We start from the raw sequence: 25,833 nt of genomic DNA on the forward strand, positions 1-25,833 counted from the left end.
TGTCTCCTTTTATTGATATTTGATGGTCCACTTGATCGTCAGCGGCGCATTCATCGTCAGTTTGCCGGTGCTGCAGGTGACCAGCGTTTTCATCGGCCCATACGGTGCCATGAAATCCTTGCTGCCGTTGGTCGGCGCCGATGCGCATTGCTGCAAGCCGCTCACGCTGTACTCCTTCACATCGCCCTGCGCGAAGGTGACGGTATTGCCGTTCATCTTAGCCTGATCCGAGAACGACGCGAATTCCAGCGTGATGTTCGACACTTCCTGCGTGCCCACCGGCGTGTAGACATCGGTGCGGGTCATCGCGCCGTGTTCCAGCGTGTAGGTGGTTTGCAGCTTGATGCGCGCGTCTTTCTGGGGGCTCTTCTTGCCGAGGCGGTCCAATTCATCCTGATGGTACGTGACCGTGTAGCGCTGGCCATCCTTGCCGGTCTTGATGTCCTTGATCCACGCCGCGCCGATTAGCTGCGCGCCGTCCGCCATCGTGAACTTCGGCAGCAGCTGCGCATGTGCACCACCGCTATCGGCCACGCCAGAGACCAGGCCCGGCGCGAACGGCAACGGATAGTAAGGGCTGTTGTCATGCTGGCTGATGCCGCCGTTGATCATATTCAGGCCCACCACGTGCTTCCCGTCGCGGAAGATGGACAGGGCGCGGTCATACTCTCCTTGCGCAAAGGTGGTGGTACTGAACTGCGGGCGGTTCTTGTCCAGCCACGCTTGCAGGTCCGCCTTCGGCTGCACGTCCTTGAAGCCGGCCTTGTTCCACGTCTCGTTGGTGTAGATCAGCTGGTGCAGCAGCGAGAAGTTCTCGCCGAGGATGCGGTGCTTGCCACGATAAGTGTCGGTGCGGCGCCCCTTGCCCCACATGTCCAGCGAGTGCATGGCCGGGTCGTACCAGAAATTCATATAGCGCTCCGCGATGCGCGAGGAAAAGGCATATGCGTACTGCTTCTCTTCGGGCGTCAGCACATCGAGGTAGGCGGAGACAGACAATATCTCGATCAGCGCCGTCTCACCATACGGCCCGAGGCTGCGGCCAAAGCTGAAACCCTGGCCATCTTCGTTGGCGACATTCAGTGCGATGTCGGCAGCCTTGCGCAGCAGGCCTTTCAGCTCCTCGGTCGGCTGCAAGCCGGTTTCGAGGAAGCGCTCGCAAATCTCGGCGATCAGCAGGATGGAGTAGCGGTCGAAGCGCCCTTCGCCATCCGTCTCATCGGAGAAGCCGAATTTGCCAGAATATTTTTTGTAATGGGTGAGCATTTTCTCCAGCAGCACCTTGCCCGCGCTGTCGTCCTCCCAACCCATCATCATGCGCAGGCGCGCGATGCTGAATGCCACGCCGTAGTAATTGGTCGGCAGATTGATCAGGTCCCATTGCGGCGTAACGAAGGTGCGCCAGTCCAGCTGCTTGCGCAGTTTCTCCAGCGTAGCCGGGCTGACGGCGCGTTCCAGCAGGCCCGCCTCCTTCAGCTGCACCAGCGTGCCAATGTAGTAGTAAATGCCCCACGTGTGGTTGTCCATGCCGACCGTCATATCGGCGATGTCGCGGTATTCCTTCAACTTCCGCTCCAGCGACGGATCGTCCTTCGCGGTGTTGAGCAGCACATGGCCGAGACCTGCCGCCACCTTCCCCGGCAAAAATTTGTCGCCGCTCTTGAACGGCGAAGCGCCATCCAGCACCATGCCTTCCCGCTCCGCCACCAGCTTGGCAAAGAAGTAGTCCAGCTGCTGGTAGGCGTTGTCTTGGACGATGCGATTCATCGGGGCAGCAGCGAAGGCCGGCGCGCAGGCCAGCGCCGCCACCAGCGCGGCGGTAGTCGTGGGAAGGAATTTCATGGTGTCTCGATTATTATGGAAAACGTTTTACAAATAGTAGGCGATTTTGCCGATCAGGTAAACACTTACACGTTGCGGTTGAAGGTGGAATGGCGCAGCACCAGCTGCGGCTCGATGATGGTGGAAGGCTGCGCCGGCTGGTCGCCGATCTGCACCAGCAGCTGCGTCATCGCCGCTGCGCCCATCCGCTCACTTTGCAGATCAACCGTGGTTAAAGGCGGCATGCTGTAGCTGGCGAAATCGATGTTGTCGAAGCCCGCCACCGAAATATCTTCCGGCACGCGGAAGCCCAAGGTCTGCGTGGCCTTCATGAAGCCCATCGCCATCAAGTCGTTGTAGCAAATCAGCGCATCAGGATGCGAGGCGCCCAGCATGATGGAAGAACTCATGCGCTCACCTTCCTGCGCCGACGGCGAACCGCCGTCGAACACCGCCAGCTCCAGGCCGGCCACCAACAGGCAGTCGCGGATGCCGGCCAGCCGCTCCTCGTCGCGGCGCGATTTGGAGAAGCCAAGATAGGCGATGTGCTTATGCCCCAGCGTCATCAGGTGCCGCGCCAGCATGGCCGCGCCACGGCGGTCATCACCCGCCACCCACGGGATCTCGCGCTGCGTCAGGCGGCCGAGGAACACCAGCGGCTTGCCCAGTCCGACCATCCAGTCCATCTCCGTTTCCGGAATCCGCGAGATGACGATCATGCCGTCCACGCGGCGGCTCAGCGCCTCCAGCAGCGGGCGTTCGCGGTCCGGATTTTCCTCGGTATCGACCAGCAGCAGGTTGTAGCCGTGCGCCTGCGCCACGCGGTTGGCACCCTTCACCACGCTGCTGAAGTGCGGATTCGCCACATCCAGAACGGACAGGCCGATGCTCTGCGTGCGGCCCGTAATCATGGACTGCGCCAGTGGATTGGAACGATAGCCCAATTCCGCGATCACCCGCGTCACCGCCTCCTCCACGGCTGGCGAAAAACGCTGTGCGCCGTTGACGAATTTGGACACCGTGGCGGTCGACACACCGGCGCCGGCAGCCACATCGCGGATGGTGGGAACAGGCTTTTTCATGAATTGATTGACCCCGGTAAGAATTTCGATATACTGCTGATTAAACGTTTAACCACAATACCTCCACATACCCATAAAAGCAAGCCATGAGCAATACGAAACCATTCAAACGCATTCTGCTGACCGGCGCCGGCGGCGGTCTCGGTACCGTCCTGCGCGAACGCGCCAAGGCATGGGCGGACATCGTCCGCCTGAATGACGTGAAGGACCTCGGCCCCACCGGCGAGGGTGAGGAGATCGTCATCGGCGATCTGGGCGACCGCGATAAAGTCATGCAGATGATGGACGGCGTGGATGCGGTGCTGCACTTCGGCGGCATTTCAGTGGAAGACAAGTTCGAGCCGATCATGAACGCCAACATCCTCGGCCTGCACCACCTGTATGAAGCAATCCACAAGTGCGGCGTCAAGCGCGTGATCTACGCCAGCTCCAGCCACGTGGTGGGCTACTACAAGACCACCGATCTGGTGGACGCCAACATGCCGCTGCGTCCCGATGGTTTCTACGGCGTCTCGAAAGCCTTTGGCGAAGCGCTGTCGCGCTACTACTACGACCGCTTCGGCACCGAGACCGTCTGCCTGCGCATCGGCTCCTCCTTCCCGGAGCCGAAGAACCCGCGCATGATGGTCACCTACCTCGCCTACGACGATCTGGTGGAACTGATCCGCTGCTCGCTGTTCACGCCACGCGTAGGCCACACCATCACCTTCGGCACCTCGGACAATGCGACCAAATGGTGGGACAACAAACACGCTTCGCACCTGGGCTATGTGCCCAAGCACAGCTCCGCAGAATTCGCCGGCCACTTCCCGGATAGCGCAGATTATCCAGCGGCCGAAGACAAGCCAACCATTTATCAAGGCGGTCCGTTCGTCACGGCAGGCCCCATGTACAAATAAACTGAGACAAAGACCACATGACCTCATCGCACCTTCGCATCGCTGTTTTGGCTGCCATGGCAGCCATGTTCCAAACCGCGCACGCCGTTGCAGCCGAAGCGCCGGCCACGCAGGCCGCAGCGCCATCGGCAGCCATCAATCCGAAAGCCGTGCTGTCGGCGATGGAGCGCGTGGCCGACTGGCAGCTAGCCAACCCTAGCCAGCACCGTCCGGACGACTGGACGCAGGCGGTAGGCTACAACGGCATCATGGCGCTGGCGAATATCTCCGGCAGCAGCAAGTACCGCGATGCGATGATCGCAATGGGCGAAAAGAACAGCTGGAAGCTCGGTCCCAACCACTACCACGCGGACGATCATATCGTCGGCCAGACCTACGCCGAGCTGTATCTGCAACTGCGCGATCCGAAAATGATTGCGCCGCTGGGCGCCAGTTTTGACGACATCCTCACCAACCGCCGCAGCGGCTCGCTGGATTTCACCGTCAAAGGTAATCAGGATCGCTGGTCTTGGTGCGACGCGCTGTATATGGCGCCACCGGCGTGGCTGCGTTTGTGGGCCATCACCGGCGACCAGCGCTATCTGGACTTCGCCATCAGCGAGTGGTGGACCACCTCGGACTACCTGTACGACAAAGAAGAACACCTCTACTTCCGCGACTCCAACTACTTCGACAAGCGCGAAGCCAACGGCAAGAAGGTCTACTGGAGCCGGGGTAACGGCTGGGTGATGGGCGGCTTGGTACGCGTGCTGCAGTACCTGCCGGAGAATCACCCGGAGCGCCCACGCTTCATCCAGCAGTACCAGGACATGGCGGCCAAGCTACTCACGCTTCAACAAGCGGACGGCTTGTGGCGCGCCAGTCTGCTCGATCCGGCGACCTATCCGATGAAGGAATCGAGCGGTTCGGCGCTGTACACCTACGCCTTTGCATGGGGCGTGAATCAAGGCCTGCTCGATGCCAAGGCCTTCAAGCCCGCCGTGCAGAAAGCATGGACCGCGCTGATGGCCAACGTGCAGGCCGACGGCAAACTGACGCACGTGCAGCCGATCGGCCTTGCGCCGAAAGTCTTCGACGACAACCTGACCGAAGTCTATGGCGTCGGCGGCTTCCTGTTGGCAGGCAGCGAGGTGTATCGCATGGCAGTTCTGGAAAAGACCAAGCCGCAAACAGTGAGCGTGGCCAATCCAACCGACGGCGTGCGCGGCGACGAACTGGCGGAAGCGAAGCTCGGCGCCGGCATCAACAAGCCGGTGGTGATGGATGCCGCCACCTCGGCGATCGTCAACTCCCAAGTGATCGGCAAGCAGATTGTCTTCCCGGTCAATCTGGCAGCGGGCGAAACGCGCCGCTATCTGGTGCTGCCTGCGGAGCGCCTTGCAGCGGTGCCGCCGGCCGACGTCAGAGCCCACGCGCGCTTTGTGCCGGAGCGTCTCGACGATTTCGCCTGGGAGAGCGACCGCACCGCGCACCGCGTGTACGGCCCGGCCATCATCAAGGATCCAAAAGAGCACCTGATCAGCAGCGGCGTGGACGTGTGGGTGAAAAAGGTACGCACGCCGGTAATCGATAAATGGTACAAGCGCGGCGAGTACCACCACGACGTCGGCGAAGGCTTGGACTACTACGATGTAGGCCAGAGCCGCGGCTGCGGCGGCACCACCATCGTCGCCGACGGCCAGCTGCATAACTCGTCCAACTTCACCAAATACAAAGTGATTGCCGACGGTCCGCTGCGCGCGGTGTTCGAGCTGACGTACGGCGGTTTCGCGGTCGGCAACGGCCGCACCGTCTCCGAAGTGAAGCGCTTCTCCATCGACGCTGGCTCCAATATGACCCGCGTTGAAACCAGATACACCAGCAACAGCAAGGAGCCGTTGACGGTGGGTGTCGGCATCGTCCAGCGCGATGGCGTCGGCCACTACACCGCCGATGCCGGCGCGGGCTTCAACAGCTACTGGGAACCGGCGCGCGGCGACAACGGCAGCACCGGCTGCGGCGTGATCCTGCCGGCTGGCGTCAAAGCCTTCGACGTGATCGACAAACAGCAGCTCACGCTAGGCACGGCGCAACCGGGCCAGCCTTTCGTCTACTACTTCGGCGCCGGCTGGAGCAAGAGCGGCGACTTTATCGACGCTGCTGCATGGGACGCCTACGTGCGCGGCTACGCGCAGAAGCTGCAAGCACCACTCAAAGTCAGCACCAAATAATTCCCCTGCCGCCGAGGCTCTCGGCGGCTTTTTTCAACCTCGAAATGGAAGCGCTGCCACAAACTAGTTGAAGTACCCATACCAATAAAACTGGAGACACCACAATGCAATCGAACCAACCGAAACTGCGGCTCATCACAGCTGCGGTTGCCCTCACCCTGATCGGTGGCGCAGCCGCTGCGCAGGAAGCAGCACAAGCCGATAACGGCAAACTAGAATCCGTCATCGTCACCGCCAACAAGCGCGCGCAAAACCTGCAAGACGTGCCGGCCTCGATCACCGTCCTGAGCGACGCCGTCCTGCAACGCGCCAACGTGCGCGACCTGGAAGATGTACCGGCCCTGTCGCCGGCGCTGACGCTGTCCTACGGCACCCAGCCGGGCAATTTCAGCATCAATATGCGCGGCATCGGCACCTTCTCGCTGGGCATCGGCGTGGAGGCTGACGTGGCCGTAATCGTCGACGACGTGCCGCTGGGCATGCAGGCCGGTGCGTTCAAAGACCTGGCCGACGTTGGCCGCATCGAAGTGCTGAAAGGCCCGCAAAGCACGCTGTTCGGCAAGAGCTCGATTGCCGGTGCGATCAACATCACCACCAAGCCGATCGGCGGCGCCTGGAAAACCAACGCCACCACCTACGTCACCAACGACAACGAATGGCGCGCCGGTTTCAGCACCGGCGGCTCGGTGTCGGACACGCTGCGCCTGCGCATTGCCGCCAGCAAGACCAACTTCGACGGCACGCTCAACAACCTCACCACCGGCAAGAAGCTCAACGGCAGCAAGGGCGACAACCTCAGCGGCAAGCTGGAATGGCAACCGCTGGACCAGCTGACCCTGACGCTGACGCCGCACTACAACCGCACCGAAAAATTCTGCTGCTCGACCGCCTTCACCTCGATGTCGCCGGGCGCGCTGTACCGCAATGCGCCGCAGCTGCCGCCGTCGGTGGTGCTGTCCGGCATCCACATCAGCCCGGACAACCGCGACGTGCGCAACGATTATCCAACCGGCGGCAAGTTCCACGACGTTGGCACTGGCGTCAAGCTGGACTGGGCGTTTGACGACAACAGCGAGCTCAAGGGGCACACCCTGAGCTCGATCTCGTCTTACAGCAAGTACCATATGGACGACTACCAGGACAACGACAACACCGACGTCGACATCTTGCCTTTCCTGTTCCTGCCCAACGGCCAGCCAACCGGCATGCACGGCGGCCTGTACCAGTATGGTTACTTCGACGTCAAATCGACCACCCAGGAATTCCGCCTGACCTCGCCTGACAAAGGCGCGCTGCGCTACGTCGCCGGCCTGTGGTACGGCAAGAACGTCCTGACGCGCGAACTGACCAAGGCGCCGCTGATCCAGGCCTACGGCACCGCTTACGGCGCCGACGCCTGGAACATCAGCAAAGCCATCTACGGTCAGGGCTCGTGGGACTTCCGTCCGGACACCAGCCTGATCGCCGGCGCCCGCTACAACGATGAAGACACCGGCTACAACTTCCGCCGCTACACCGTGCCGCCGCAACCTAAAGCGCTGACCGAGTTCTACACCAAGGCCGACAACGACAAGAGCGCCACCTACAAACTCGGCCTCGAACACCGGCTGAATAAAGATGCGATGGTCTACGCCATGGCCTCCACCGGTCACAAGGGCAAGGCGTATGACCTGACCTCGGGCTTCACCGCAGCCACCGCCAAGCTGCCAGCCGTAGCGCCGGAAACCGCCGACAGCTACGAGTTGGGCTGGAAACAAAGCCTGCTGGATAACCGCGCGATGTTCAGCGTGGCGCTGTTCCGCACCAACTTCAAACACTTCCAGCAATCGTCCAGCTTCTTTGACGACGACGGCACTTTCCGCACTGGCCTGAACAGCATCGGCGGCCTGCGCACCCAGGGTCTGGAAGTGGAAGGCAATATACGCGTGACGCGCGAACTGCAGCTGAACGGCAGCTTCGCCTACACCCAGGCCACCATCCAGGAATTTGAGAATGGCCCGTGCTACAACGTCATCAATGCAGCTGGCACCGCCGGCACGCCGGGACCGGGCTGCGCGCAAAATCCGAAGTACAACAACACTTTTGTGCAGAATCTGGCCGGCAAAACCCTGCCGAATGCGCCGAAAGTGAAGGTCAACCTCGGTGGGCAATATGATTTGATGCTGCCGTCGTACGGCTTCAACGGCTTCATCGCCGGTTCCACGCGCTACCAGAGCCGCACCCAGTTCTCGCTGAGCCAGGATCCAAACACCATCCAGGGCGCGTATGCGATCACCAACGTCAGCTTCGGTGTGAAGGACAAACAGGACCGCTACAAAGTCACCTTCCTGGTCAACAACCTGTTCGACAAGCGCTACGCGACCGGCCTCAACAACGCCATCGCCAACGGCACCTGGAGCCCGAAAGCGCCGAACAAGCCGGTCGCGGTCAATACCACCGAATGGATGCCGCCACGCGACTTCCAACGCTACTTCGGCGCCCGCCTTGACGTGACGTTCTAAGTTTCAACCAGCATCTCCCTCGTCTTTTGCCCTCACAGCCCGCTGCGAGGGCTTTTTTTCGCCCTATTTTCGTCATTACGGTTGAGTGAGATTCATAAAAAATTAACGTTGACATGGTAAGCTTCGACCCCGGCACCCTCCACGCTGCCGCCACTTTCCCTCAACCTCCACCTGCAAAACTGAATTCATGGATATCGTACTCGCGCTTAAAGCCATCATCATGGGCCTGGTTGAAGGCTTCACGGAATTCCTGCCGATCTCCTCCACCGGCCACCTGATCCTGGCCGAGCACCTGCTGGGCTTCCAGGGCATGGAAGAAAAAATGAAGGTGTTCGAGATCGTGATCCAGGCCGGCGCCATCTTCGCCGTGGTCTGGGAGTACCGCGCCCGCATCGCCAAGGTGCTGAGCGGCCTGTTCAGCGACAAGCTGCAGCAGCGCTTTGCGCTCAACGTGGTCATTGCCTTCCTGCCGGCCGCCGTGCTGGGCGTGGCGTTCAACAAAGCCATCAAGGCGGTGCTGTTTGCGCCGGTGCCGGTGGCGATGGCCTTCATCATTGGCGGCTTCATTATCCTGTGGGTGGAAAAACGCGAAAAGGCGAATCCGGCCATGGCCCGCATCACCTCGGTCGACCAGATCACCCCTGTCGACGCGCTGAAAATCGGCCTGGCACAAGCGTTTGCGCTGATCCCGGGCACCAGCCGTTCCGGCGCCACCATCATGGGCAGCATGATCTTCGGCTTCTCGCGCCAGGTAGCGACCGAGTTCTCGTTCTTCCTCGCAATTCCGACTCTGCTGGGCGCTACTGTATACTCGCTGTACAAGGAGCGCGCGCTGTTGTCGGCCGCCGATTTGCCATTGTTCACGATCGGCACTGTGTCGGCCTTCATTTCGGCCTTCCTGTGCGTGCGCTGGCTGCTGCGTTACATCAGCTCGCATACCTTCACCGTCTTTGCCTGGTACCGCATCGCCTTTGGCCTGCTGGTGCTGGCAACCGCATACACCGGCACCGTCGTCTGGGCCGACTAACACGTAAAGTAGTCGCAGCATCATGGATCATCAGGATAACAACGAACGCGCTCTCCACCTGCTGCAAACCGTCTTCGGCTACCCAGCCTTCCGCGGCCACCAGGGGGACATCGTCGGCCACGTGGCCGGCGGCGGCGATGCGCTGGTCCTGATGCCCACCGGCGGCGGCAAGTCGCTGTGCTACCAGATCCCGGCCCTGCTGCGCGACGGTGTCGGCGTGGTGGTGTCGCCGCTGATCGCGCTGATGCAGGACCAGGTCGACGCGCTGGAAGAAGTCGGCGTGCGTGCGGCCTTCCTGAACTCCACCCAGTCGTACGAAGAAGCCAGCCGCATCGAGCGGCTGGTACGTACCGGCGAGATTGATCTGGTCTACGTCGCGCCCGAGCGGCTGATGACGGACCGCTGCCTGAACCTGTTCCAGAGTTCTAAAATTTCGCTGTTCGCGATTGACGAGGCGCACTGCGTATCGCAATGGGGACATGACTTCCGGCCTGAGTACATCAAGCTGTCGGTGCTGCACGAGCAGTTCCCCAACGTGCCGCGCATTGCGCTGACCGCGACTGCCGATCCGCAAACGCGCGCTGAAATCGTGCACCGCCTGCAGTTGGAGGATGCGGCGCAATTCGTGTCGTCGTTCGACCGCCCCAACATCCGCTACCAGATCGTCGAGAAAGCCAATGGCCGCAAGCAGCTGCTGGACTTCATCACTACCGAGCATGGCGGCGACTGCGGCATCGTCTACTGCCTGTCGCGCAAGAAGGTGGAAGAGACGGCGGAATTCCTGAACGAGAACGGCGTGCGCGCACTGGCTTATCACGCCGGCATGGAGCACTCGGTGCGGGCGGCGAATCAGGCCAAGTTCCTGCGCGAAGAGAACATCGTCATGTGCGCCACCATCGCTTTCGGCATGGGCATCGACAAACCGAACGTGCGCTTCGTCTGCCATTTGGATCTGCCGAAAAGTATCGAAGGCTATTATCAGGAGACCGGCCGCGCGGGACGCGATGGCGAGCCGTCCAGCGCCTGGATGGCCTACGGCTTGCAGGACGTGGTGCTGCAGCGGCGGATGATCGACGAATCCGAGGCCGACGAAACCTTCAAGCGCGTGCTGGGCAACAAGCTCGATGCGATGCTGGGCCTGTGCGAAACCCTGAGCTGCCGGCGCGTGCGCCTGCTCGAGTACTTCGGCGAGCAGGCCGGCCCTTGCGGCAATTGCGATACCTGCTTGATTCCGCCGGTGTCCTTTGATGGCACGGTGCCGGTGCAGAAGCTGCTGTCGACCGTGTACCGGGTCGACCAGCGCTTTGCGGCCGGCCATGTGGTCGACGTGCTGCGCGGGCAGGAGACGGATCGCATCAAGACCTGGCATCACGATTCGCTGTCGGTGTTCGGCATTGGCGCGGACCGCAGCGAGCAGGAATGGCGTGCCATCCTGCGTCAGGTGATCGCACTTGGCCTGCTGACCGTCGACCATGAACAATTCAGCTCATTGAAATTGACCGACGCCGCGCGTCCGGTGCTGAAAGGCGGGCAGAAAGTCCAGCTGCGCCAGTACCAGAAGCCGGTCAAGCAGAAGCCTAGCCGAGCCGCCAAAGGCTATGTGGAAAGCGACCTGTCGGCGCAAGAGCAAAAGATTTTCGACCGCCTGCGCTCGTGGCGTATGGGCACGGCGCGCGAGCACAACGTCGCCGCCTACATCATCTTCAACGACGCCACCCTGCGCGAAATCGCCAAAGCCCGCCCGACTGCGCTGGACGACTTGCGCGGCATCTCCGGCGTCGGCGAGAAAAAACTCGCCTCCTACGGCGACGAAATCGTCAGTTTGATCAGCGAGATGGAGTAACCCGTCACTCCTGTGCAGGCGGGAATCCATGCTGTACATAGGTTCCCGCTTTACGCGGGAACGACTCGGATGGCGCTGCGGTAGCGGCGTGGCGAAGCGCCGAGGGCATCGCGGAAGCGGTGGCTGAAGTGGCTAAGGTCTGCGTAGCCGCAGGCGTCGGCGATTTGCTGCAACGGTTGATCTGTGGTCTTCAGCAGCATACGTGCGTGTTCGATACGGCGCGCAGCGATCCATGCCGATGGCGGCATGCCGAATGAGACTTTGAACATCCGCACCAGGTGGAACTCCGACATGCACGCCAGCTGCGCCAGCACGCCCAGCGTGATGTTCTGCGCCAGATGCGCTTCGATGTAGTCGGCCAGCCGTCGCCGCACCGCCGGCGAGAGGCCGCCGCGCACGCGTGCTTGATGCTGCGGCACTGATTGCGCCAGCAGCAGGTGGCTCAGGGTTTCGTGCGTGACTTCGTTGGCGCGCAATTGGGCGTCTGGCCCATCCCACGACATCTCGGCCAGCGCCGCGCACAAGTGGCCGATGCGTTCGTGCTCAAAGTAGGTGCGGTCGGCCAACGTCAGCTCGCGTGGTTCGCGGTCCAGCTCCACCACCGCGCGCCGCGTGAAGTGCTCGGGCAGGAAGTAGATGTGCATGAAGTGCATTTGCCCGCGCACCGTCCACGAAGACTCGTGCCAGTCGGGCAAAGTGCACAGCCGCTTCGGCGCGCCATACAAACCAGGAAGCTCGGTGCGTTCGGTACGATGTCCGCCGTCCAGATAGTAGGACAACGTGTGGTGGCCCGGCTGGTTGTAGCTGGTTTCCGCGACCGGCGTATCGCGCCGCCAGATCGCCAACGCCAGTTCATCGCCCAGCCACGCAAAGCGCTCCAGCTGCGCATCGGTCTCCGACATGGTCTTGAAAACGGAATGCGACAGCTGCCCGTCCGGCAATGCGGACAGCAAGGTGGCAGGCAGGTTGTGGACGCGGGAGGACATGAATAAAGTCTAGCACGCTGCCACGCCACGCGCTGAGCGCGGGCGCGCGTTCAAGCCGATATGCGCAATTTCAGACAAGTCGCCCAGCTGCATGCCCGGCATGCTGGCGGCATGAATATCTTCCTCTACCTCCTCACCGTCCTGATCTGGGGCACTACGTGGATCGCCATCACCTTCCAGCTGGGCGTCGTGCCGGCGCCGGTGTCGATCGCTTACCGCTTCTGGATCGCCAGCGCCGTGCTAATGGTCGGCCTGCTGATCACGCGCCGACAGTGGTGGCCGCCGCGCCAGGCCTGGCCTTATCTGTTCGCACAAGGCATAGCACTGTTTTGCCTGAATTTCCTGTGCTTCTACTACGCCAGCCAGTGGGTCACCAGCGGCCTGGAAGCGGTGGTGTTCTCCACTGCGCCGCTGTGGAATGCCATCAACGGCCGCATCTTCCTCGGCCGCCCGATTAAGCCGCAGGTGATGTTTGGCGCGCTGCTCGGCCTTGGCGGCATTGTGCTGCTGTTCGCGCCGCAGATGGCCGGCCACTGGCACGACAGCCACACCCTGCTCGGCCTCGCGCTGACGCTGGGCGGCACACTGTGCTTCTCGTGCGGGAACCTGCTCTCCAGCCGCATGCAATCGCTGGGCCTCGGCCTGACGCCGTGGCTGACCAATAGCTGGGCGATGCTGATCGGCTCCACCACGCTGGGCGTGGCGGCGCTGGCGCTGGGCATGCCGTTCACGCTCGATCCCGCGCCGCGCTATCTCGGCGCCCTGCTCTACCTCGCGATTCCCGGCTCGGTGATCGGCTTCACCGCCTACCTGATGCTGGTCGGCCGCATTGGCCCGGACCGCGCGGCCTATTCCACGGTATTATTCCCCATCGTAGCGCTGACTATTTCGACTATTTACGAAGGCTACCATTGGACACCGCTGGCCCTGTGCGGGCTGGCGCTGGTGTTGATGGGGAATCTGCTGGCATTCCTGCCACCGTCCCTGCGCGCCAAACTGATGGGAGCCGCATAGACCAGGAGATTGCATGATCCGCACCGGCCTTTTCGCCGCACTGGCACTGAGCCTGACCGCACACGCCGCCGACAAACCCGCCGACACGGTCTACCGCAACGGCTACATCTACACGGTAGACGCCAAGGACAGCGTGCAGCAGGCACTGGCCGTGCGCGGCGGCCGCATCGTCTACGTCGGCGATGACGAAGGCGTGAAGGCCATCACCGGCAAGAAGACCGAGGTGATCGACCTGCAAGGCCGCATGCTGATGCCTGGTTTGATCGACGGCCATATGCATCCGCAATCCGGCGGCAGCCGCTTGCTCAACTGCAGCCTGAATTACGAGGCGCTGACGGTGGCCCAGTTCCAGTCGCGCATCCAGGCCTGCATCGACAAAGATAAAAAATCCGGGCCGGAGCGCTGGCTCATTGTGGTCAACTGGTTCCAGCAAGGGATGCTGCCAGATGGCGTGGAGACCACGGCGGCCACGCTGGATGCGCTGAAGACCGAGCGGCCGATCATCGTGCGTTCCTCGTTCGGCCACTCGGCACTGCTGAATTCCAAAGGCATCAAGGTCGCCAAGATTGAGCGCGACACGCAAGACCCGGCCGGCGGCAAGATCACGCGCGACGACAAAGGCAACGCCACCGGCTTGCTGGAAGATGCGGCGCAGGATCTCGCCATGAATTTGCTGCCGCCGTTGACGGTGGCCGAGAACCTAGCCGCGTCCAAGGCCGCACTGGCGGCAATGCGCCAGCAAGGCATCACCACCTTCCTCGACGCCTACACCGACCCGGAAACCATGACCGCCTTCGCCGACCTGCACAAGCAAGGCAAACTAACGGCACGGGCGCACTTCGCGGTGCTGATCGATCTGGATAAAGGCGCAACGCCGCAAAGCGCGGTGGCGGAACTGCTCAAGCAGCAGAAGCAGTTCGACCAGGGCCCGACCAAGGTTGCGCCATCAATGCAGGTGCGTCACGCCAAGCTGTTTATGGACGGCGTGATTTCCGCACCCGCCTTCACCGGCGCGATGATCGATCCTTACCTCGTCAACAAGGGCACGACGGAGAAGCCGAACTGGCAGCCCGGCCCACACAACGGGCCTGCAAGCTACTTCTCGGCGGAATCGCTGCGCGCCACGCTGACGGAGCTGGCGCATGCGCGCATCGACCCGCACATTCACGTTGATGGCGACCGTGCGGTGCGCGAGTCGCTTGATGCGATTGCCGACTTGCGCACCACGGCGGAAGGCAAGCGCGTACGGCCTGCGTTGGCGCACGATGAAATCGTCGCACCGGCGGACTATGCGCGCTTTGCGCAGCTCGACGTGACGCCGGTGCTGTCCTTCCAGTGGGCCAAGCCTGCGCCGGACACGGTGGGCGCGTTGAAGGACTTTATGGGGCCGCAGCGTTATGCACTAGTGGAGCCGCAAGCGCTGCTGCTCAATGCCGGCGCGCGCATTGCATATGGCAGCGATTGGCCGGTCGATCCGCTGGATGAATGGTTCGCGCTGAAGGTCGGCGTCACCCGCACTGCGGCGCCGGATGCGGGCAAGGAATACGCGGGTACGCTGACGGCGCAACCGGGCCTGCCGCGCGCTGCAGTGCTGCGCGCGATCACGCTCAACGCGGCGTACACGCTGCGGCAGGAGACGCAAACCGGTTCGCTGGAGGTGGGCAAGCTGGCGGACTTGATTGTCCTTGATCGTAACTTCTTCACGATACCAGCAGAGGACATCGCCAACATCAAGGTGCTGCAGACGGTGGTGGGCGGGAAAATCGTCTATCAGTCGAAAGGCATGCGGTAAGATATCGCCCTTTGCATAAACAGACACGCCATGACTTTCGCCATTTCCCTGTTGATCATCCTCGCCACGGCGGCGGTGGTTTACGCGATCATCAAAACTAATCCGAACAAGCCGCAGCCATTGCCCTTGCCGACCGGCGTGCCGTATGAGCCTAAGCTGCCGGATGCTGCGCCTGTGCTGCATTGGTCGGATGGCGGGCGATTCATGGTGGAGGTGATGACGGAGTCGCGTTACCAGCCGACTTTAAAAGCGCTGGCAGGAGAACATGGCGAGCGTGCGGCCGCCGCGCAGTATGTGGCGACGCTGATGCCGGATGATCACAACGCGTATGAGAACGAGGCGGTGGCGGTGTTTATCGAAGGCCGCATGGTGGGCTATCTGTCGCAGAAGGCGTCCATCAAGTTCCGCGAACTACTGCGCAAGAAGGAAGCCGCCGGCCAGCCTAGCACCTGCGACGCGCAAGTGCGCGGCGGCGCGCTGTGGGAAGGCAAGCGCCTGCAGTACGTGGTGGTGCTGGACGTAGAGCCGCTCGAAAAATGAAGATGCTCGCCGCCGCGCTTATCGCAGCAGTAATGCCGGCGTGGGCGGCCGAGCCGCCGCTGGTGGTGCACTACAACGAGCGGCCGCCGTATCACTACACTGAGCGTGGCGTGCCGGCCGGCGATGCGGTGGCAAAGGTGGCGGGCGCGCTCAAGGCCGCGCACATTCCATATCTGTTGCGCAGCACGCCGGCCAAGCAGCAACTGGTGCTGCTACAAAAGAACGAGTCGCCCGCCTGCATGCTGGCGTGGGTGGATCTGCCGGGCCGCGATGGCAAAGGTAAGCTGTCGGAAAAGATCTACGAAGAGCGCCGCCTGTGGTGTACCAAGGCGACGCCGGATGAGACGATGCAGCGCATCGATGCAGCACTGCGCAAGGCAGCGCTGCCGAAGTAATTACTGCTTGGTGAAGACCAGATCCCACACGCCGTGGCCCAGTTTCAGGCCGCGGTTTTCAAACTTGGTCAACGGACGATACGCCGGCTGCGGCGCGTAGCCGTCGGCAGTATTCTGCAAGCCCTCTTCAGCGCTCAGCACTTCCAGCATCTGCACCGCGTAGTCTTCCCAGTCGGTCGCCAGGTGGAGGTAGCCGCCCACTTCCAGCTTCTGCACCAGATGCTTCACAAACGGCGACTGCACCAGACGGCGCTTGTTATGGCGCGCCTTGTGCCACGGGTCCGGGAAGTAGATGTGCACACCGTGCAGCGAACCATCCGGAATCATGAAGTTCAACACTTCCACCGCATCGTGCTGGATCGCCTTCAGGTTGGTCAGCTCCTGCTCGCCGATCAGTTTCAGCAAGCTGCCCACGCCCGGCGTATGCACTTCCACGCCGATGAAGTCCTTCTCCGGCATCACGCCGGCGATATGCGCCGTGGTGCCACCCATGCCGAAGCCGATCTCCAGCACCACCGGCGCCTTGCGGCCAAAGGTCTGCTCATAATCCAGCGGCGCTTTCTGGTACTGGATCAGGAACTTCGGGCCCAGTTCTTCCAGCGAACGCGCTTGCGCGGTCGACAGGCGGCCGGCACGGGTCACGAAGCTGCGGATGCGGTGTTCGGTCGGGTCGTACAGCATGCCCCGCGCTGGGGCGTCTTTAGGCGTATCGGAAGACATGGTGGGAATCGTCGAAAATTATTTGAGGCGGCATTATATCAGGCTTAACCCCTTGTTTTTCCAAATCGATTGACACTCGCAGGCAGTTGAGGTCTAATCAAGACCTGAGGCGTGAAATCGTTTTCAAACGTAGCAATGTCCTCCATTTCGATCCTGACAAACTTATTAAAAAATGACCGATTTCACGCAATTCCCACCCTCGTTCACCTGGGGCGTCGCCACCAGTGCATTCCAGATTGAAGGCGCCTCCAGCGCCGACGGCAAGGGCCCATCGATCTGGGACACCTTCAGCCACACTCCCGGCAAAGTCATCGACGGCACCAATGGCGACGTGGCCTGCGACCATTACCACCGCTATCCGGAAGACGTCGCCATCATGGCTGGCCTGGGCGTGGACGCCTACCGCTTCTCGATGGCGTGGGCGCGCGTGCAGCCGCAAGGCAAAGGCGCATGGAACGAAGCCGGCTGGGACTTCTACGACCGCCTGCTGAAAGAACTGGAAGGCAAAGGCATTGCCGCCCACATCACCCTGTACCACTGGGACCTGCCGCAAGGTCTGGAGGACGAAGGCGGCTGGCTGAACCGCGACACCGCCTACCACTTCGCCGAGTACGCGGCGGAAGTGGCGCGGCGCTTCGGCAACCGCGTGAAAACGATTGCAACGCACAACGAGCCGTGGTGCACGGCCAATCTCGGCTACGGCAACGCGCAATTCGCGCCGGGCGTGGCCGACCTGAAGCAGTCGATTCAAGTGTCGCACCACCTGGTGCTGTCGCACGGCCTGGCCATGACCGCCATGCGCAAAGTCGGCAGCTCGGCCCAGCTGGGCATTGTGCTGAACCAGTGGACCGCCGACCCGGCCACCGACAGCGAAGCCGACAAGGCCGCCGCTGAATTCGAATATTCGCGCTCGGTTGAATGGTTCATGGATCCTATCTTCAAAGGCAAATACCCTGAGTACGCGCTCAAGGTCCACGGCGACAATGCACCGGTGGTGCAGGCCGGCGACCTGGAAGCGGCGCACCAGAAGATCGACTTCCTCGGCGTGAACTACTACTTCCGCGCCTTCTGCTCGACCGAAGTGCCACCACGCCAGCCGGAGTGCAAACTGGGCAAGACCGACATGGGCTGGGAAATCTTCCCGGACGGCCTGACCGAGCTGCTGCTCAAGCTGCACGATGCCTATGACCTGCCGCCGATCTACATCACCGAAAACGGCATGGCCAATCCGGACACCATCGTCAACGGCGAGATCCCGGATGCAGCGCGCATCGATTTCGTGCAGCGCCACCTGAAGGCCCTGAACGACGCCCGCCTGCAAGGCGTGAACATCCAGGGTTACTTCCTGTGGTCTCTGCTGGACAACTTTGAATGGAACTCGGGCTACGCCAAGCGTTTCGGCATCGTCCACGTGGACTACGCCACGCAGAAGCGCACGCTCAAGCACAGCGCGCTGTGGTATCGCGACTACCTGATCCAACAGCGTCCGCAGAAAACTGCGCACGCCGCCTGAGCAACGCAACTGTAGTACCGCCGCCGGCCTCGTGCCGGCGGCGCCCGTTCAAGCCGGCCGCAGAGCTGGTGCTACACTCCATAACGAGAACCAGAGGACGACAACATGACCACCGCGCAATCCGCAGTTCAGCAGGAACCACAAGCGCCGCAAGAGCAAGCGTCTCCCGGCGCCGTGCCGCCTTCCCTGTTCCGCGCCATGTTCGCGCGCGGCACGCCGATGCTGTGGGTGCCGAGCGGCTACTTCGCCATGGCGCTGACCTACATGATGCTCACCAGCGTGACCTCCATCATGTTCAAGAACCTCGGCATGGACAACGGCCAGGCCGCGCAATACGCGAGCTACCTGATCCTCGCCTACACCATCAAGCCGCTGTTCGCGCCCTTCGTTGAAATGTACCGTACCAAGAAGTTCTTCGTGCTGTGCGCGCAGCTGATCGTCGGCCTGGGCTTTGCCGGCGTGGCGCTGGCGATGTCGCTGCCCGACTACATGGTCATCATGGTGTTCTTGTTCGGCATCCTGTCGCTGGTGGGCGCAACGCAGGACATCGCCTCCGACGGCGTGTACGTCACCGCCCTCGACACCAAAACCCAGTCGCTGTTCTGCGGCATCCAGAGCCTGAGCTGGAACATCGGTCCCATCGTCGCCTCGGGCGGCATGGTGTACCTGAGCGGCTGGCTGCATACGCACTACTTCCACCACCAGGCCGGCACCTTTGGTCCCGAGTGGATCGATTCGTGGCGCATCATCTTCTTCATCGTGGCCGGCATTACCATCCTCACCGCGCTGTGGCATATGCGGGTGATGCCGGATGGCGCCAAGGCGGAAAACGCACCGAAGTCGGTCGGCGAAGCGGCCTACATCCTCAAGGATTCCTTCATCACCTTCTTCCAGAAGCGCGACGTGTGGCTGATGGTGGGCTTTGCCTTCGTGTTCCGCCTGAGTATCGGCCTGCTGGAAAAAATCGGCCCGTTCTTCATGGTGGACCCGGTGGCGCAAGGTGGCCTGGGTTTGTCGAACGAGATGCTGGGCCTGATCTACGGCACCTACGGCCTGATCGCCGTGCTGCTGGGCTCCCTGCTGGGCGGGATCTTCGTGGCGCGTCGCGGCTTGCAGAAAACCTTGTTCATCCTGTGCTGCGCGGTCAACATCCCGAACGTGACGTTCCTGCTGATGTCGATCTACCAGCCGGACAATCTGATCGCAATCTGCGCCGGCGTGGCAGTGGAAAAATTCTTCTTCGGCTTCGGCTCGGTGGGCTTCATGATCTACCTGATGCAGCAGCTGGCGCCGGGCAAATACACCACCACCCACTACGCCTTCGGCACCGGCCTGATGGGCCTGTGCATGATGGTGACCGGCGTGGTCAGCGGCCACCTGCAGCAGCTGCTGGGCTATGTGCACTACTTCTGGCTGGTGATGGCAGCGACCATCCCGTCCTTCCTGGTGACCTGGTTCGCGCCGTTCCACCACAAGGACTGATCAGGCACCGCCAGCGAGGGAGCGCAAATCTTCCTCGCGTACGCGGCGCTCGGGGCCCAGCACGCGGGCGATCACTTGCGGCTTGAGTCCCATCTTCTGCAACAGCGCCACCGCGCCGGGCGTGCCAATTTCACGCTGAACTTGCAGCGCCTGCCGCACGATGAAATCGTACGAGTGCCAGCCGGCGGTATCCGATGTTTGTGGCGCGCGCTGGCGCCGGTCATGGTCCGGGATCATCACGGCCTCCTCATCTTTGCATTGCAGGCGCTAGGGTAACGCAAGATGGCGCCGGCGCGGCGTACAGTAGGCCTACTCCTTGGCCGGGTCGTAAGACAGCACGACTTTGTAGTTCTCCGGCGCAATCGAGGTATCAAACGGATAGCTGCTGAGGTTCTGCTGGTCCAGCATCCCCAGTTTGACCAGGATGGTGTGTGGCTGCTCCTTGCCGCGCCCTTCCAGCAGATTGACGGCGGCATCGATCGCCACCCGCGCCTGGCTCACGCCCTTGGTATCGGCGGCCGCATAGATTTCCTTGTTGCGGACCAGGTGCGCGATCTCGCTGGTCAGGTCGAACGCCACCACGCGGATCTTGTCGTTCAGTCCCGCCGCCTTCAACGGCGCCAGCGCCGCCGGTGCGCAGCCGGTGCAGCCAAGGATGTAGTCGAGCCGCCTGCCATGCTTGCTGAGGATACGTTCCGTCAGCTGCGACTGCAGCGCGCGCTCGCTGTCGCCGTAGCGGATGTCGAGGATGTTCACTTCAATCGGTGCTTCCTGCGCGGCGATGCGCGTGCCATCGACCTCGCCCTTCACCCAGCCGGCGCCCATCGGCCCCGGCAGTAGTGCAATGTTGATCGACTTCAGACCGCGCTGCTGGGCGTCACGCACCGCCCAGCGGGTGGCTTCCATGCCCATGCCGCGCAGCGAGGTGGTCACCTTCAGGTTCAATTCTTCGCTGCGGCTGTCGTTGGCCAGTTCCAGCACCGGGATGCCGGCCGCCCGCGCCCGTACGATGGAGGGATTATTGGCCGTCATGCTGATCGGCGAAATTACAATCGCGTCGTACTTGGCGGCGATGGCCTCTTCCATTTTCTGCACTTGCCCATGCAGGTCGTCGTAGCCGGCGGCGGGCAGGATATCGACTACGATGCCCAGCCGCTTCGCTTCGGTAATGACACCGTAGGCGCAGCCGCTCCAATACGGGTCCTTCATGTGCGGGAACAGGAAAGCGATGCGCCAGCGTTTGCTGGCATGCGTGGCCGGCGCGTACGTGCCCTGCACCAGCCGGCCGCTGGCCAGCGCATCGTCCGCCGTGCCGTTCTGCTGCACCGGGCGGAAGATCGAGGTCACCGGGATCGGCACGAACTTGGCGCCTTGCTGCGCCAGTGCCGACGCCGACCATAGCGCCAGCAGGGATAAACTTACGATGGACTTCTTCATATTCAGGGCCTGTGTTTGTCGCTGCATGCCGCGGACGGCCGGGCCGCACCGTCGCTGGCCGGCACCAGCACGCCATTGCGGACGCCGAGCCGCGCCAGTTCGCCCGAACGTACCATCTCGGTGAACAGCACGTTGTAGCGGTCGCGTACAGCGGTGAATTGGGGATCGCGCGGGAAGGCCAGGTAGCCGTCCAGCGTTGTAATGTCGGGGCACAGCACGGCCAGCGACTCGCGCAAATGCAAGCTGTCGATCAAGCCGGTGGTGTTGCGTTCATTGGTGGCCAGCAGGTCGATGCGGCCGACCGCCAGCATCTGCATGCCGTTTTCCAGCTGCGGTGCTTCGCTGATGTCCAGCTGCGCACGCGCCAGATCGAACTGGGCGCCGTAATGCCAGCCGCGCACCGTGGCGATGCGGCGCTTGCCAAGCGCGGCGAAGTCGCCATGCCACGGCACCTCCGCCTCGCGGCGCGCGTAGAACACCATGCGGTCGCGATAGAAGGCCAAGTCGAGGAAGGCGTAGCGCTTGAGCCGCTCCGGCGATTTGTACGGTCCGACCAGAATGTCGGCCTGCGCCCGCTCCACCATCGCCTGCGCACGCGGCCATGGATACAGCCTGAACACGATGGTGTCGCCGGCGCGTGCGGCCAGCTCGCGCAGCACGTCCACGCCGAGTCCCTGCCACTGGCCGTCCGCATCCTGTTCAAAAATATGGCTGAAGGTGGCACCGACCGCAATCCGCTGCGCCGCGTAAGCGGCCTGCGGTGCGCTTGCACCGAGAACCACAGCCAGCAAGAGAGAGATCGTCACACGCATAGTGATACCAATACTAGCACGGCTAACGCAGATGCCGCCGCAGGAAAGCCACGCTGGCATCGACCGTCGGCTGCAGCCACGGGTCGAACAGCCAGAAGGAGTGCGGCGTATCGGGCAGCACCAGCTGGTCGGAGGCCACGCCCACTTGCGCCATCTTCTCCATCATGGCCTCGCGTCCGGCCGAAAAGCGCGGCTGGGCACTGCCGATGAACAGGATCGGCGCCATGCCGGCACGGACGTACTGGATCGGCGACGCGGCGCGCCACAGCGCGGCCTGGTCGGCGTAGCGGCCGCCGAACCAGGCGCCCGCCGCTGACGGATTTTTGTTCGGATCGTCCTCGTACTTGAGCGCCAGTGCGCTGGTGAAGTCGGACAGGCCGTCGATGTTGATGATGGCCTTGACCTCGCCGCCGCTGCCCGGCCCCACGCCGGCCAGGCTGGCGATTTGTCCGCCGGCCGAACCGCCGGCCAGCGCAATGCGCTGCGGATCGATGTGCAGTTCATCCGCATGCGCGCGCAGCCAGCGCACCGCTGCCTGCACGTCCTGCACCGCCGCCGGATAGCGCGCCTCGCCCGACAGGCGATAGCTGACCGTCACCGCCGCAAAACCCTGCTGCGCCAACCGCAGTGCCATCGGCACGAACTCGGAACGGTAGCCCGATTTCCAGCCGCCACCGTGCACCAGCACCACTGCCGGCAAGCGCTCGCCCGCCGGCAGGTAGGCATCCAGTTTCAGGCAATGCACGCCATGTTGGGCGTAGACTTGATCGGCCACCTTGCGCACGCCGTCCGGCAGCGCATCGCCGGCGATGCGGATCTGCGGATACTCGCGCGCCAGTTTGGCGTAGGTATGCGGCGCATCGTAAGTGTTGGTGGGATCGGGCGGCGCTTCCACACAGGCCAGTGCGGCGGCAGCGAGAACGGAACTCAGGACGGGCATGCAAACCTCAACGAGAAACACACGCTATGAGTATGGCATAAAAATATGACGTAAAAAAAACCCCTCGGCCGGGGGACGGCGCGAGGGGTGCTAAGACCACAGACAACACTGGACTACATGAAAAACTCTTTGCTTAGAACGAGCGGCCCACGTTGATGCCGAAGGTACGTGGCGGCAGGTACTGCGCTTGCCACGGACCGTTGGCGTTCATGGCGCTGGTCTTGATCTTGCCGTCTTCAACGTTACGCACGAAGGCGTCGAAATACCACTTCGAGTTGGCGTCGTAGCGCAGACCGAGGTCGGTACGGTTGTAGGCCTTCTGGCGGTCCGGCTCACCCAGGTTGAACACGCTCAGCCAGCTGGCGGTTTCGTAGTGGGTGCTGATGCGCGGGATCAGCGTGCCGTCTTCCAGCGCGAAGCTGTGCTGGTACTGCAGCTGGGCGCTGAACTTCGGTGCGTGCGGCATGGTGTTGCCGGTCACGTCCAGGCAGGTCGCGATTTGCTTGTCCGGGCACACTGGCAGCGCATAGTCGTTACTGCCGCCGACCAGGTGCTTCAGGACCGCGTGGGTGTAGGCGGCGGTGAACTGCACGCGGTCAACCGGCGTGATCTTGGCGGCAATCTCGGTCTCCACACCCCACACGGTAGCGCCTTCGGCGTTGCTGGTGGCCAGGCCGCGGGTACCGTCCGGATTGGTAACCGGCGCGCTGAACTGGAAGTCCTTGAACTTCGAGTAGTAGGCCGAGTTGTTCATACGGACTTTGCCACCCAGGAAGGTCGACTTCGAACCAACCTCGTAGTTGGTCAGCGTTTCGGCGCCGTAAGGACGGCCGCCGTCTTGCAGGCCGCCCGACTTGTAGCCGGTCGAGACCGACGCGAACACCATATTGTTCTTGTCGATGTCGTAGGTAACGCGGCCCAGGCCGGTCAGCTTGTTGTCGCTGTAGCTGCCGCTGTTGAACGAGTACGGCTTGAAGCCGTTGTTGCCGCCTGCGGCCAGCGGATCCATCGACGGGCTCACCGCTACTTGCGGTACGGTGTCATAGTTGCTCCAGCCATTGCCAAGGCCACCGATGTTTTCGCGTTTGTCCGAGGTGTAGCGGAAGCCGCCGGTCAGGTGCAGTTGCTCGCTAGCGTTCCAGGTCGCCTGGCCGAAAGCCGCTTTCGAATCCACGGTCTCTTTCGGCTGGATGAAGGAACCCTGCCAGCTGACGGTGCCGATCTCGGTGCCGTTCATGATCGGGATGTCGAAGCGGATGCCGTTGTCTTCGTTGGCGTAGTACAGGCCCAGCAGCCAGTCGACGTCACGCTTGCCAGTCGACATGATCTCCAGCTCATGGCTGTAGTTCTTGTACTTGGACCAGACGGTATTATTAGCCTGGTAGCCCGAGCTGCCGGTGCTGTTGGTGGCGGTGGTGAAGCTGGTGGCCGGGTTGGCGCCGCCGTCCTGGTCGAAGGTCGAGGAACCGTTGAAGCGCGAGTAGCCGGCGATGTAAGCCAGCGCCACATCCGGATTGATCTGGTAGTCGACACGGCTGCGCACCGAGTTGGAATCGCGGTTGACGTTAGGTGCGGTGTCGATCAGGGCCGACCAGAATGCCTGGCCCGGGCGCTGCTGCTGCAGCAAGTTCATGTTCGGCGTACCACGGTCGACGTAGTGCTCGTAAGCGATGTTCCACTTCAGGTCAGCCGACGGCTGCCACAGGAAGCTCAGGCGCACCGCGCTCTGGTCCTGGGCGTTGTACTTCTGGCCGTTGCGGATGTAGGCGTTCTCGTTGATCGGCTTGAAGGTGACCGGGTTCAACGGGTGCGCAGCGTTCCAGGAGGCGATGCCCGGTGCGGCGGCGGCTTGCTGGGCGGCCAGCGATGGAATCACCGGCGCCTGGTAGTCGACGTAACCGTCGTGCTGCTCGTGCACCACGGCCACGCGCATGGCGGTGGTGCTGCTCAGTGGAATATTGAACGCGCCACGGGCACCGATGCGGGTGTAGTTGCCGTAGCCGACTTCGAAGTTGCCGGCGTTGCTGCCGATTTCCGGCTTCACGGTCTGCATATTGACGGCGCCGACGGTCGAGTTACGGCCCCACAGCGTGCCTTGCGGGCCGCGCAGGACTTCAATCGCATCCAGGTCGAATAGCAGCGCGGTCGCGCCTTCCGGACGCGGCGAGTAGACGCCGTCGACGAAGCTGGCCACTTCCGGGTCGGCGTACTCGGTCTTGGCCGAGTCGTTACCGATGCCGCGCAGGGTCATGGTGATCACGCCGTGGTCGCCCTGGCCGGTGGCTGCAAAGCCCGGCACCAGGTTGACGACGTCCTGGATGGTTTGTACGTGGTTATCATCCAGAGCAGCGGCGTTCAGCGCGGTCACGGCGACCGGCGTCTTCTGCAACGAAGTCGTGCGCTTCGTGGCAGTGACATACACCTCGGTGATCTTGCTGGCGTCAGCCGGTGCGGCTTGTTCCGCTGCCGGTGCGGCGGCGGCCGCTGCAGTAGCTTGGGCGTCGTCGGCGGCGTAAGCGACGTTGGTGCCGGCCATCAGGGCGAAGATGGCCATCGAGATTGGGGACAGCAGCAAGCGCTTCCCGGACTGCGGTACGTGGACGTTCATAAGTCTCCTTGTGCGTAGCGATCGCCGAGGGGGAGGAGGCGGTGCTACCATTTATCTTAGAAAACGATTTCATGTTGTTTGAAAACGATTTCAATTTATCTGAAAACGTTTTCTGTATTTGTGAAATCGATTTCATGGTACATAATCTGTCTTACCGATGTCAAATTAAAAATTGTAGCAGCGTTGTATCTCCGGTCTCTCCCCTATGCCG

The 25,833-nt window shown here is 62.3% G+C and carries 20 protein-coding genes; 11 read left to right on the forward strand and 9 right to left on the reverse strand.

Annotated features, from left to right (window positions below; genetic code table 11):
• Positions 1–9 precede the first annotated feature (9 nt).
• Positions 10–1,842: a hypothetical protein gene (locus tag GTP46_RS12820; protein WP_161007026.1), complete on the reverse strand. Its 1,833-nt coding sequence runs from the start codon at positions 1,840–1,842 to the stop codon at positions 10–12.
• A gap of 65 nt (positions 1,843–1,907) precedes the next feature.
• The gene (locus GTP46_RS12825) at positions 1,908–2,903 is read right to left on the reverse strand and encodes a LacI family DNA-binding transcriptional regulator (protein ID WP_161007027.1); all 996 of its coding nucleotides are present in this window, start codon (positions 2,901–2,903) and stop codon (positions 1,908–1,910) included.
• An 86-nt stretch (positions 2,904–2,989) separates the two neighbouring features.
• On the opposite strand from GTP46_RS12825, the gene GTP46_RS12830 reads away from it, so the two are divergent.
• From GTP46_RS12830 to recQ, 5 genes are all read left to right on the forward strand, one after another.
• On the forward strand, positions 2,990–3,802 hold the full coding sequence (locus tag GTP46_RS12830) for an NAD-dependent epimerase/dehydratase family protein (RefSeq protein WP_161007028.1): 813 nt from the start codon (positions 2,990–2,992) through the stop codon (positions 3,800–3,802).
• A 56-nt stretch (positions 3,803–3,858) separates the two neighbouring features.
• A complete protein-coding gene (locus tag GTP46_RS12835) occupies positions 3,859–6,012 on the forward strand; it encodes a glycoside hydrolase family 88 protein (protein ID WP_161007029.1) in 2,154 nt (717 codons plus the stop codon).
• A 104-nt stretch (positions 6,013–6,116) separates the two neighbouring features.
• Entirely contained in the window at positions 6,117–8,513 is a 2,397-nt protein-coding gene (locus GTP46_RS12840; RefSeq protein ID WP_161007030.1) for a TonB-dependent receptor, read from the forward strand.
• Between the two features lie 187 nt (positions 8,514–8,700).
• On the forward strand, positions 8,701–9,540 hold the full coding sequence (locus tag GTP46_RS12845; RefSeq protein WP_161007031.1) for an undecaprenyl-diphosphate phosphatase: 840 nt from the start codon (positions 8,701–8,703) through the stop codon (positions 9,538–9,540).
• Between the two features lie 22 nt (positions 9,541–9,562).
• Positions 9,563–11,383, forward strand: a complete 1,821-nt coding sequence (gene recQ, locus GTP46_RS12850) for a DNA helicase RecQ (protein WP_161007032.1) — start codon at positions 9,563–9,565, stop codon at positions 11,381–11,383.
• 50 nt (positions 11,384–11,433) lie between these two features.
• Here the strand turns inward: recQ and GTP46_RS12855 are convergent, their stop codons facing one another.
• Positions 11,434–12,369, reverse strand: a complete 936-nt coding sequence (locus GTP46_RS12855; protein ID WP_161007033.1) for a helix-turn-helix domain-containing protein — start codon at positions 12,367–12,369, stop codon at positions 11,434–11,436.
• Between the two features lie 111 nt (positions 12,370–12,480).
• Here GTP46_RS12855 and GTP46_RS12860 point away from each other — a divergent pair, with 111 nt between their 5' ends.
• The 4 genes from GTP46_RS12860 to GTP46_RS12875 are packed head-to-tail and all read left to right on the forward strand — an operon-like array spanning position 12,481 to position 16,110.
• Positions 12,481–13,383: a DMT family transporter gene (locus GTP46_RS12860; RefSeq protein ID WP_161007189.1), complete on the forward strand. Its 903-nt coding sequence runs from the start codon at positions 12,481–12,483 to the stop codon at positions 13,381–13,383.
• A 13-nt stretch (positions 13,384–13,396) separates the two neighbouring features.
• A complete protein-coding gene (locus GTP46_RS12865) occupies positions 13,397–15,175 on the forward strand; it encodes an amidohydrolase (RefSeq protein ID WP_161007034.1) in 1,779 nt (592 codons plus the stop codon).
• 30 nt (positions 15,176–15,205) lie between these two features.
• Positions 15,206–15,715 carry a hypothetical protein gene (locus GTP46_RS12870; protein ID WP_161007035.1) on the forward strand — a complete coding sequence of 170 codons (510 nt, stop codon included), beginning with the start codon at positions 15,206–15,208 and terminating at the stop codon, positions 15,713–15,715.
• The gene (locus tag GTP46_RS12875) at positions 15,712–16,110 is read left to right on the forward strand and encodes a hypothetical protein (protein ID WP_161007036.1); all 399 of its coding nucleotides are present in this window, start codon (positions 15,712–15,714) and stop codon (positions 16,108–16,110) included. Before GTP46_RS12870 ends, GTP46_RS12875 begins: the two co-directional genes overlap by 4 nt.
• Here the strand turns inward: GTP46_RS12875 and trmB are convergent, their stop codons facing one another.
• Complete coding sequence (gene trmB / locus GTP46_RS12880; protein WP_161007190.1) at positions 16,111–16,791, reverse strand: tRNA (guanosine(46)-N7)-methyltransferase TrmB; 681 nt, start codon at positions 16,789–16,791, stop codon at positions 16,111–16,113.
• Positions 16,792–17,002: 211 nt separating this feature from the next.
• On the opposite strand from trmB, the gene GTP46_RS12885 reads away from it, so the two are divergent.
• Together GTP46_RS12885 and GTP46_RS12890 are read left to right on the forward strand one after the other, a co-directional pair.
• Positions 17,003–18,343 (forward strand): GH1 family beta-glucosidase, encoded by a 1,341-nt coding sequence (locus tag GTP46_RS12885; protein ID WP_161007037.1) that lies wholly within the window; start codon positions 17,003–17,005, stop codon positions 18,341–18,343.
• A 105-nt stretch (positions 18,344–18,448) separates the two neighbouring features.
• A complete protein-coding gene (locus GTP46_RS12890) occupies positions 18,449–19,825 on the forward strand; it encodes an MFS transporter (RefSeq protein WP_202414253.1) in 1,377 nt (458 codons plus the stop codon).
• Here the strand turns inward: GTP46_RS12890 and GTP46_RS12895 are convergent, their stop codons facing one another.
• The 5 genes from GTP46_RS12895 to GTP46_RS12915 form a co-directional block, all read right to left on the reverse strand.
• Complete coding sequence (locus GTP46_RS12895) at positions 19,826–20,062, reverse strand: hypothetical protein (RefSeq protein ID WP_161007038.1); 237 nt, start codon at positions 20,060–20,062, stop codon at positions 19,826–19,828. It abuts the gene before it with no gap.
• A 72-nt stretch (positions 20,063–20,134) separates the two neighbouring features.
• Positions 20,135–21,262 carry a TMAO reductase system periplasmic protein TorT gene (gene torT, locus GTP46_RS12900; protein ID WP_161007039.1) on the reverse strand — a complete coding sequence of 376 codons (1,128 nt, stop codon included), beginning with the start codon at positions 21,260–21,262 and terminating at the stop codon, positions 20,135–20,137.
• A 2-nt stretch (positions 21,263–21,264) separates the two neighbouring features.
• Positions 21,265–22,068, reverse strand: a complete 804-nt coding sequence (locus tag GTP46_RS12905; protein ID WP_161007040.1) for a substrate-binding periplasmic protein — start codon at positions 22,066–22,068, stop codon at positions 21,265–21,267.
• 28 nt (positions 22,069–22,096) lie between these two features.
• Positions 22,097–23,014, reverse strand: a complete 918-nt coding sequence (locus tag GTP46_RS12910) for an alpha/beta hydrolase (RefSeq protein ID WP_161007041.1) — start codon at positions 23,012–23,014, stop codon at positions 22,097–22,099.
• 133 nt (positions 23,015–23,147) lie between these two features.
• Entirely contained in the window at positions 23,148–25,622 is a 2,475-nt protein-coding gene (locus tag GTP46_RS12915) for a TonB-dependent receptor (protein WP_161007042.1), read from the reverse strand.
• Positions 25,623–25,833: the final 211 nt, after the last annotated feature.

Origin of the sequence: Duganella flavida, assembly GCF_009857445.1 — a bacterium.
Classification (GTDB): Bacteria; Pseudomonadota; Gammaproteobacteria; order Burkholderiales; family Burkholderiaceae_D; genus Rugamonas; species Rugamonas flavida.

Bases quoted from the DNA above. Each gene is read 5' to 3' on its own strand.
- GTP46_RS12820 (WP_161007026.1), bottom strand. From the start codon at position 1,842: ATGAAATTCCTTCCCACGACTACCGCCGCGCTGGTGGCGGCGCTGGCC.
- GTP46_RS12890 (WP_202414253.1), top strand. From the start codon at position 18,449: ATGACCACCGCGCAATCCGCAGTTCAGCAGGAACCACAAGCGCCGCAA.
- GTP46_RS12840 (WP_161007030.1), top strand. From the start codon at position 6,117: ATGCAATCGAACCAACCGAAACTGCGGCTCATCACAGCTGCGGTTGCC.
- GTP46_RS12835 (WP_161007029.1), top strand. From the start codon at position 3,859: ATGGCAGCCATGTTCCAAACCGCGCACGCCGTTGCAGCCGAAGCGCCG.
- GTP46_RS12895 (WP_161007038.1), bottom strand. From the start codon at position 20,062: ATGATCCCGGACCATGACCGGCGCCAGCGCGCGCCACAAACATCGGAT.
- GTP46_RS12845 (WP_161007031.1), top strand. From the start codon at position 8,701: ATGGATATCGTACTCGCGCTTAAAGCCATCATCATGGGCCTGGTTGAA.
- GTP46_RS12875 (WP_161007036.1), top strand. From the start codon at position 15,712: ATGAAGATGCTCGCCGCCGCGCTTATCGCAGCAGTAATGCCGGCGTGG.
- GTP46_RS12855 (WP_161007033.1), bottom strand. From the start codon at position 12,369: ATGTCCTCCCGCGTCCACAACCTGCCTGCCACCTTGCTGTCCGCATTG.
- GTP46_RS12865 (WP_161007034.1), top strand. From the start codon at position 13,397: ATGATCCGCACCGGCCTTTTCGCCGCACTGGCACTGAGCCTGACCGCA.
- GTP46_RS12885 (WP_161007037.1), top strand. From the start codon at position 17,003: ATGACCGATTTCACGCAATTCCCACCCTCGTTCACCTGGGGCGTCGCC.
- torT (WP_161007039.1), bottom strand. From the start codon at position 21,262: ATGAAGAAGTCCATCGTAAGTTTATCCCTGCTGGCGCTATGGTCGGCG.
- recQ (WP_161007032.1), top strand. From the start codon at position 9,563: ATGGATCATCAGGATAACAACGAACGCGCTCTCCACCTGCTGCAAACC.
- GTP46_RS12910 (WP_161007041.1), bottom strand. From the start codon at position 23,014: ATGCCCGTCCTGAGTTCCGTTCTCGCTGCCGCCGCACTGGCCTGTGTG.
- GTP46_RS12870 (WP_161007035.1), top strand. From the start codon at position 15,206: ATGACTTTCGCCATTTCCCTGTTGATCATCCTCGCCACGGCGGCGGTG.
- GTP46_RS12860 (WP_161007189.1), top strand. From the start codon at position 12,481: ATGAATATCTTCCTCTACCTCCTCACCGTCCTGATCTGGGGCACTACG.
- GTP46_RS12830 (WP_161007028.1), top strand. From the start codon at position 2,990: ATGAGCAATACGAAACCATTCAAACGCATTCTGCTGACCGGCGCCGGC.
- trmB (WP_161007190.1), bottom strand. From the start codon at position 16,791: ATGCTGTACGACCCGACCGAACACCGCATCCGCAGCTTCGTGACCCGT.
- GTP46_RS12825 (WP_161007027.1), bottom strand. From the start codon at position 2,903: ATGAAAAAGCCTGTTCCCACCATCCGCGATGTGGCTGCCGGCGCCGGT.
- GTP46_RS12915 (WP_161007042.1), bottom strand. From the start codon at position 25,622: ATGAACGTCCACGTACCGCAGTCCGGGAAGCGCTTGCTGCTGTCCCCA.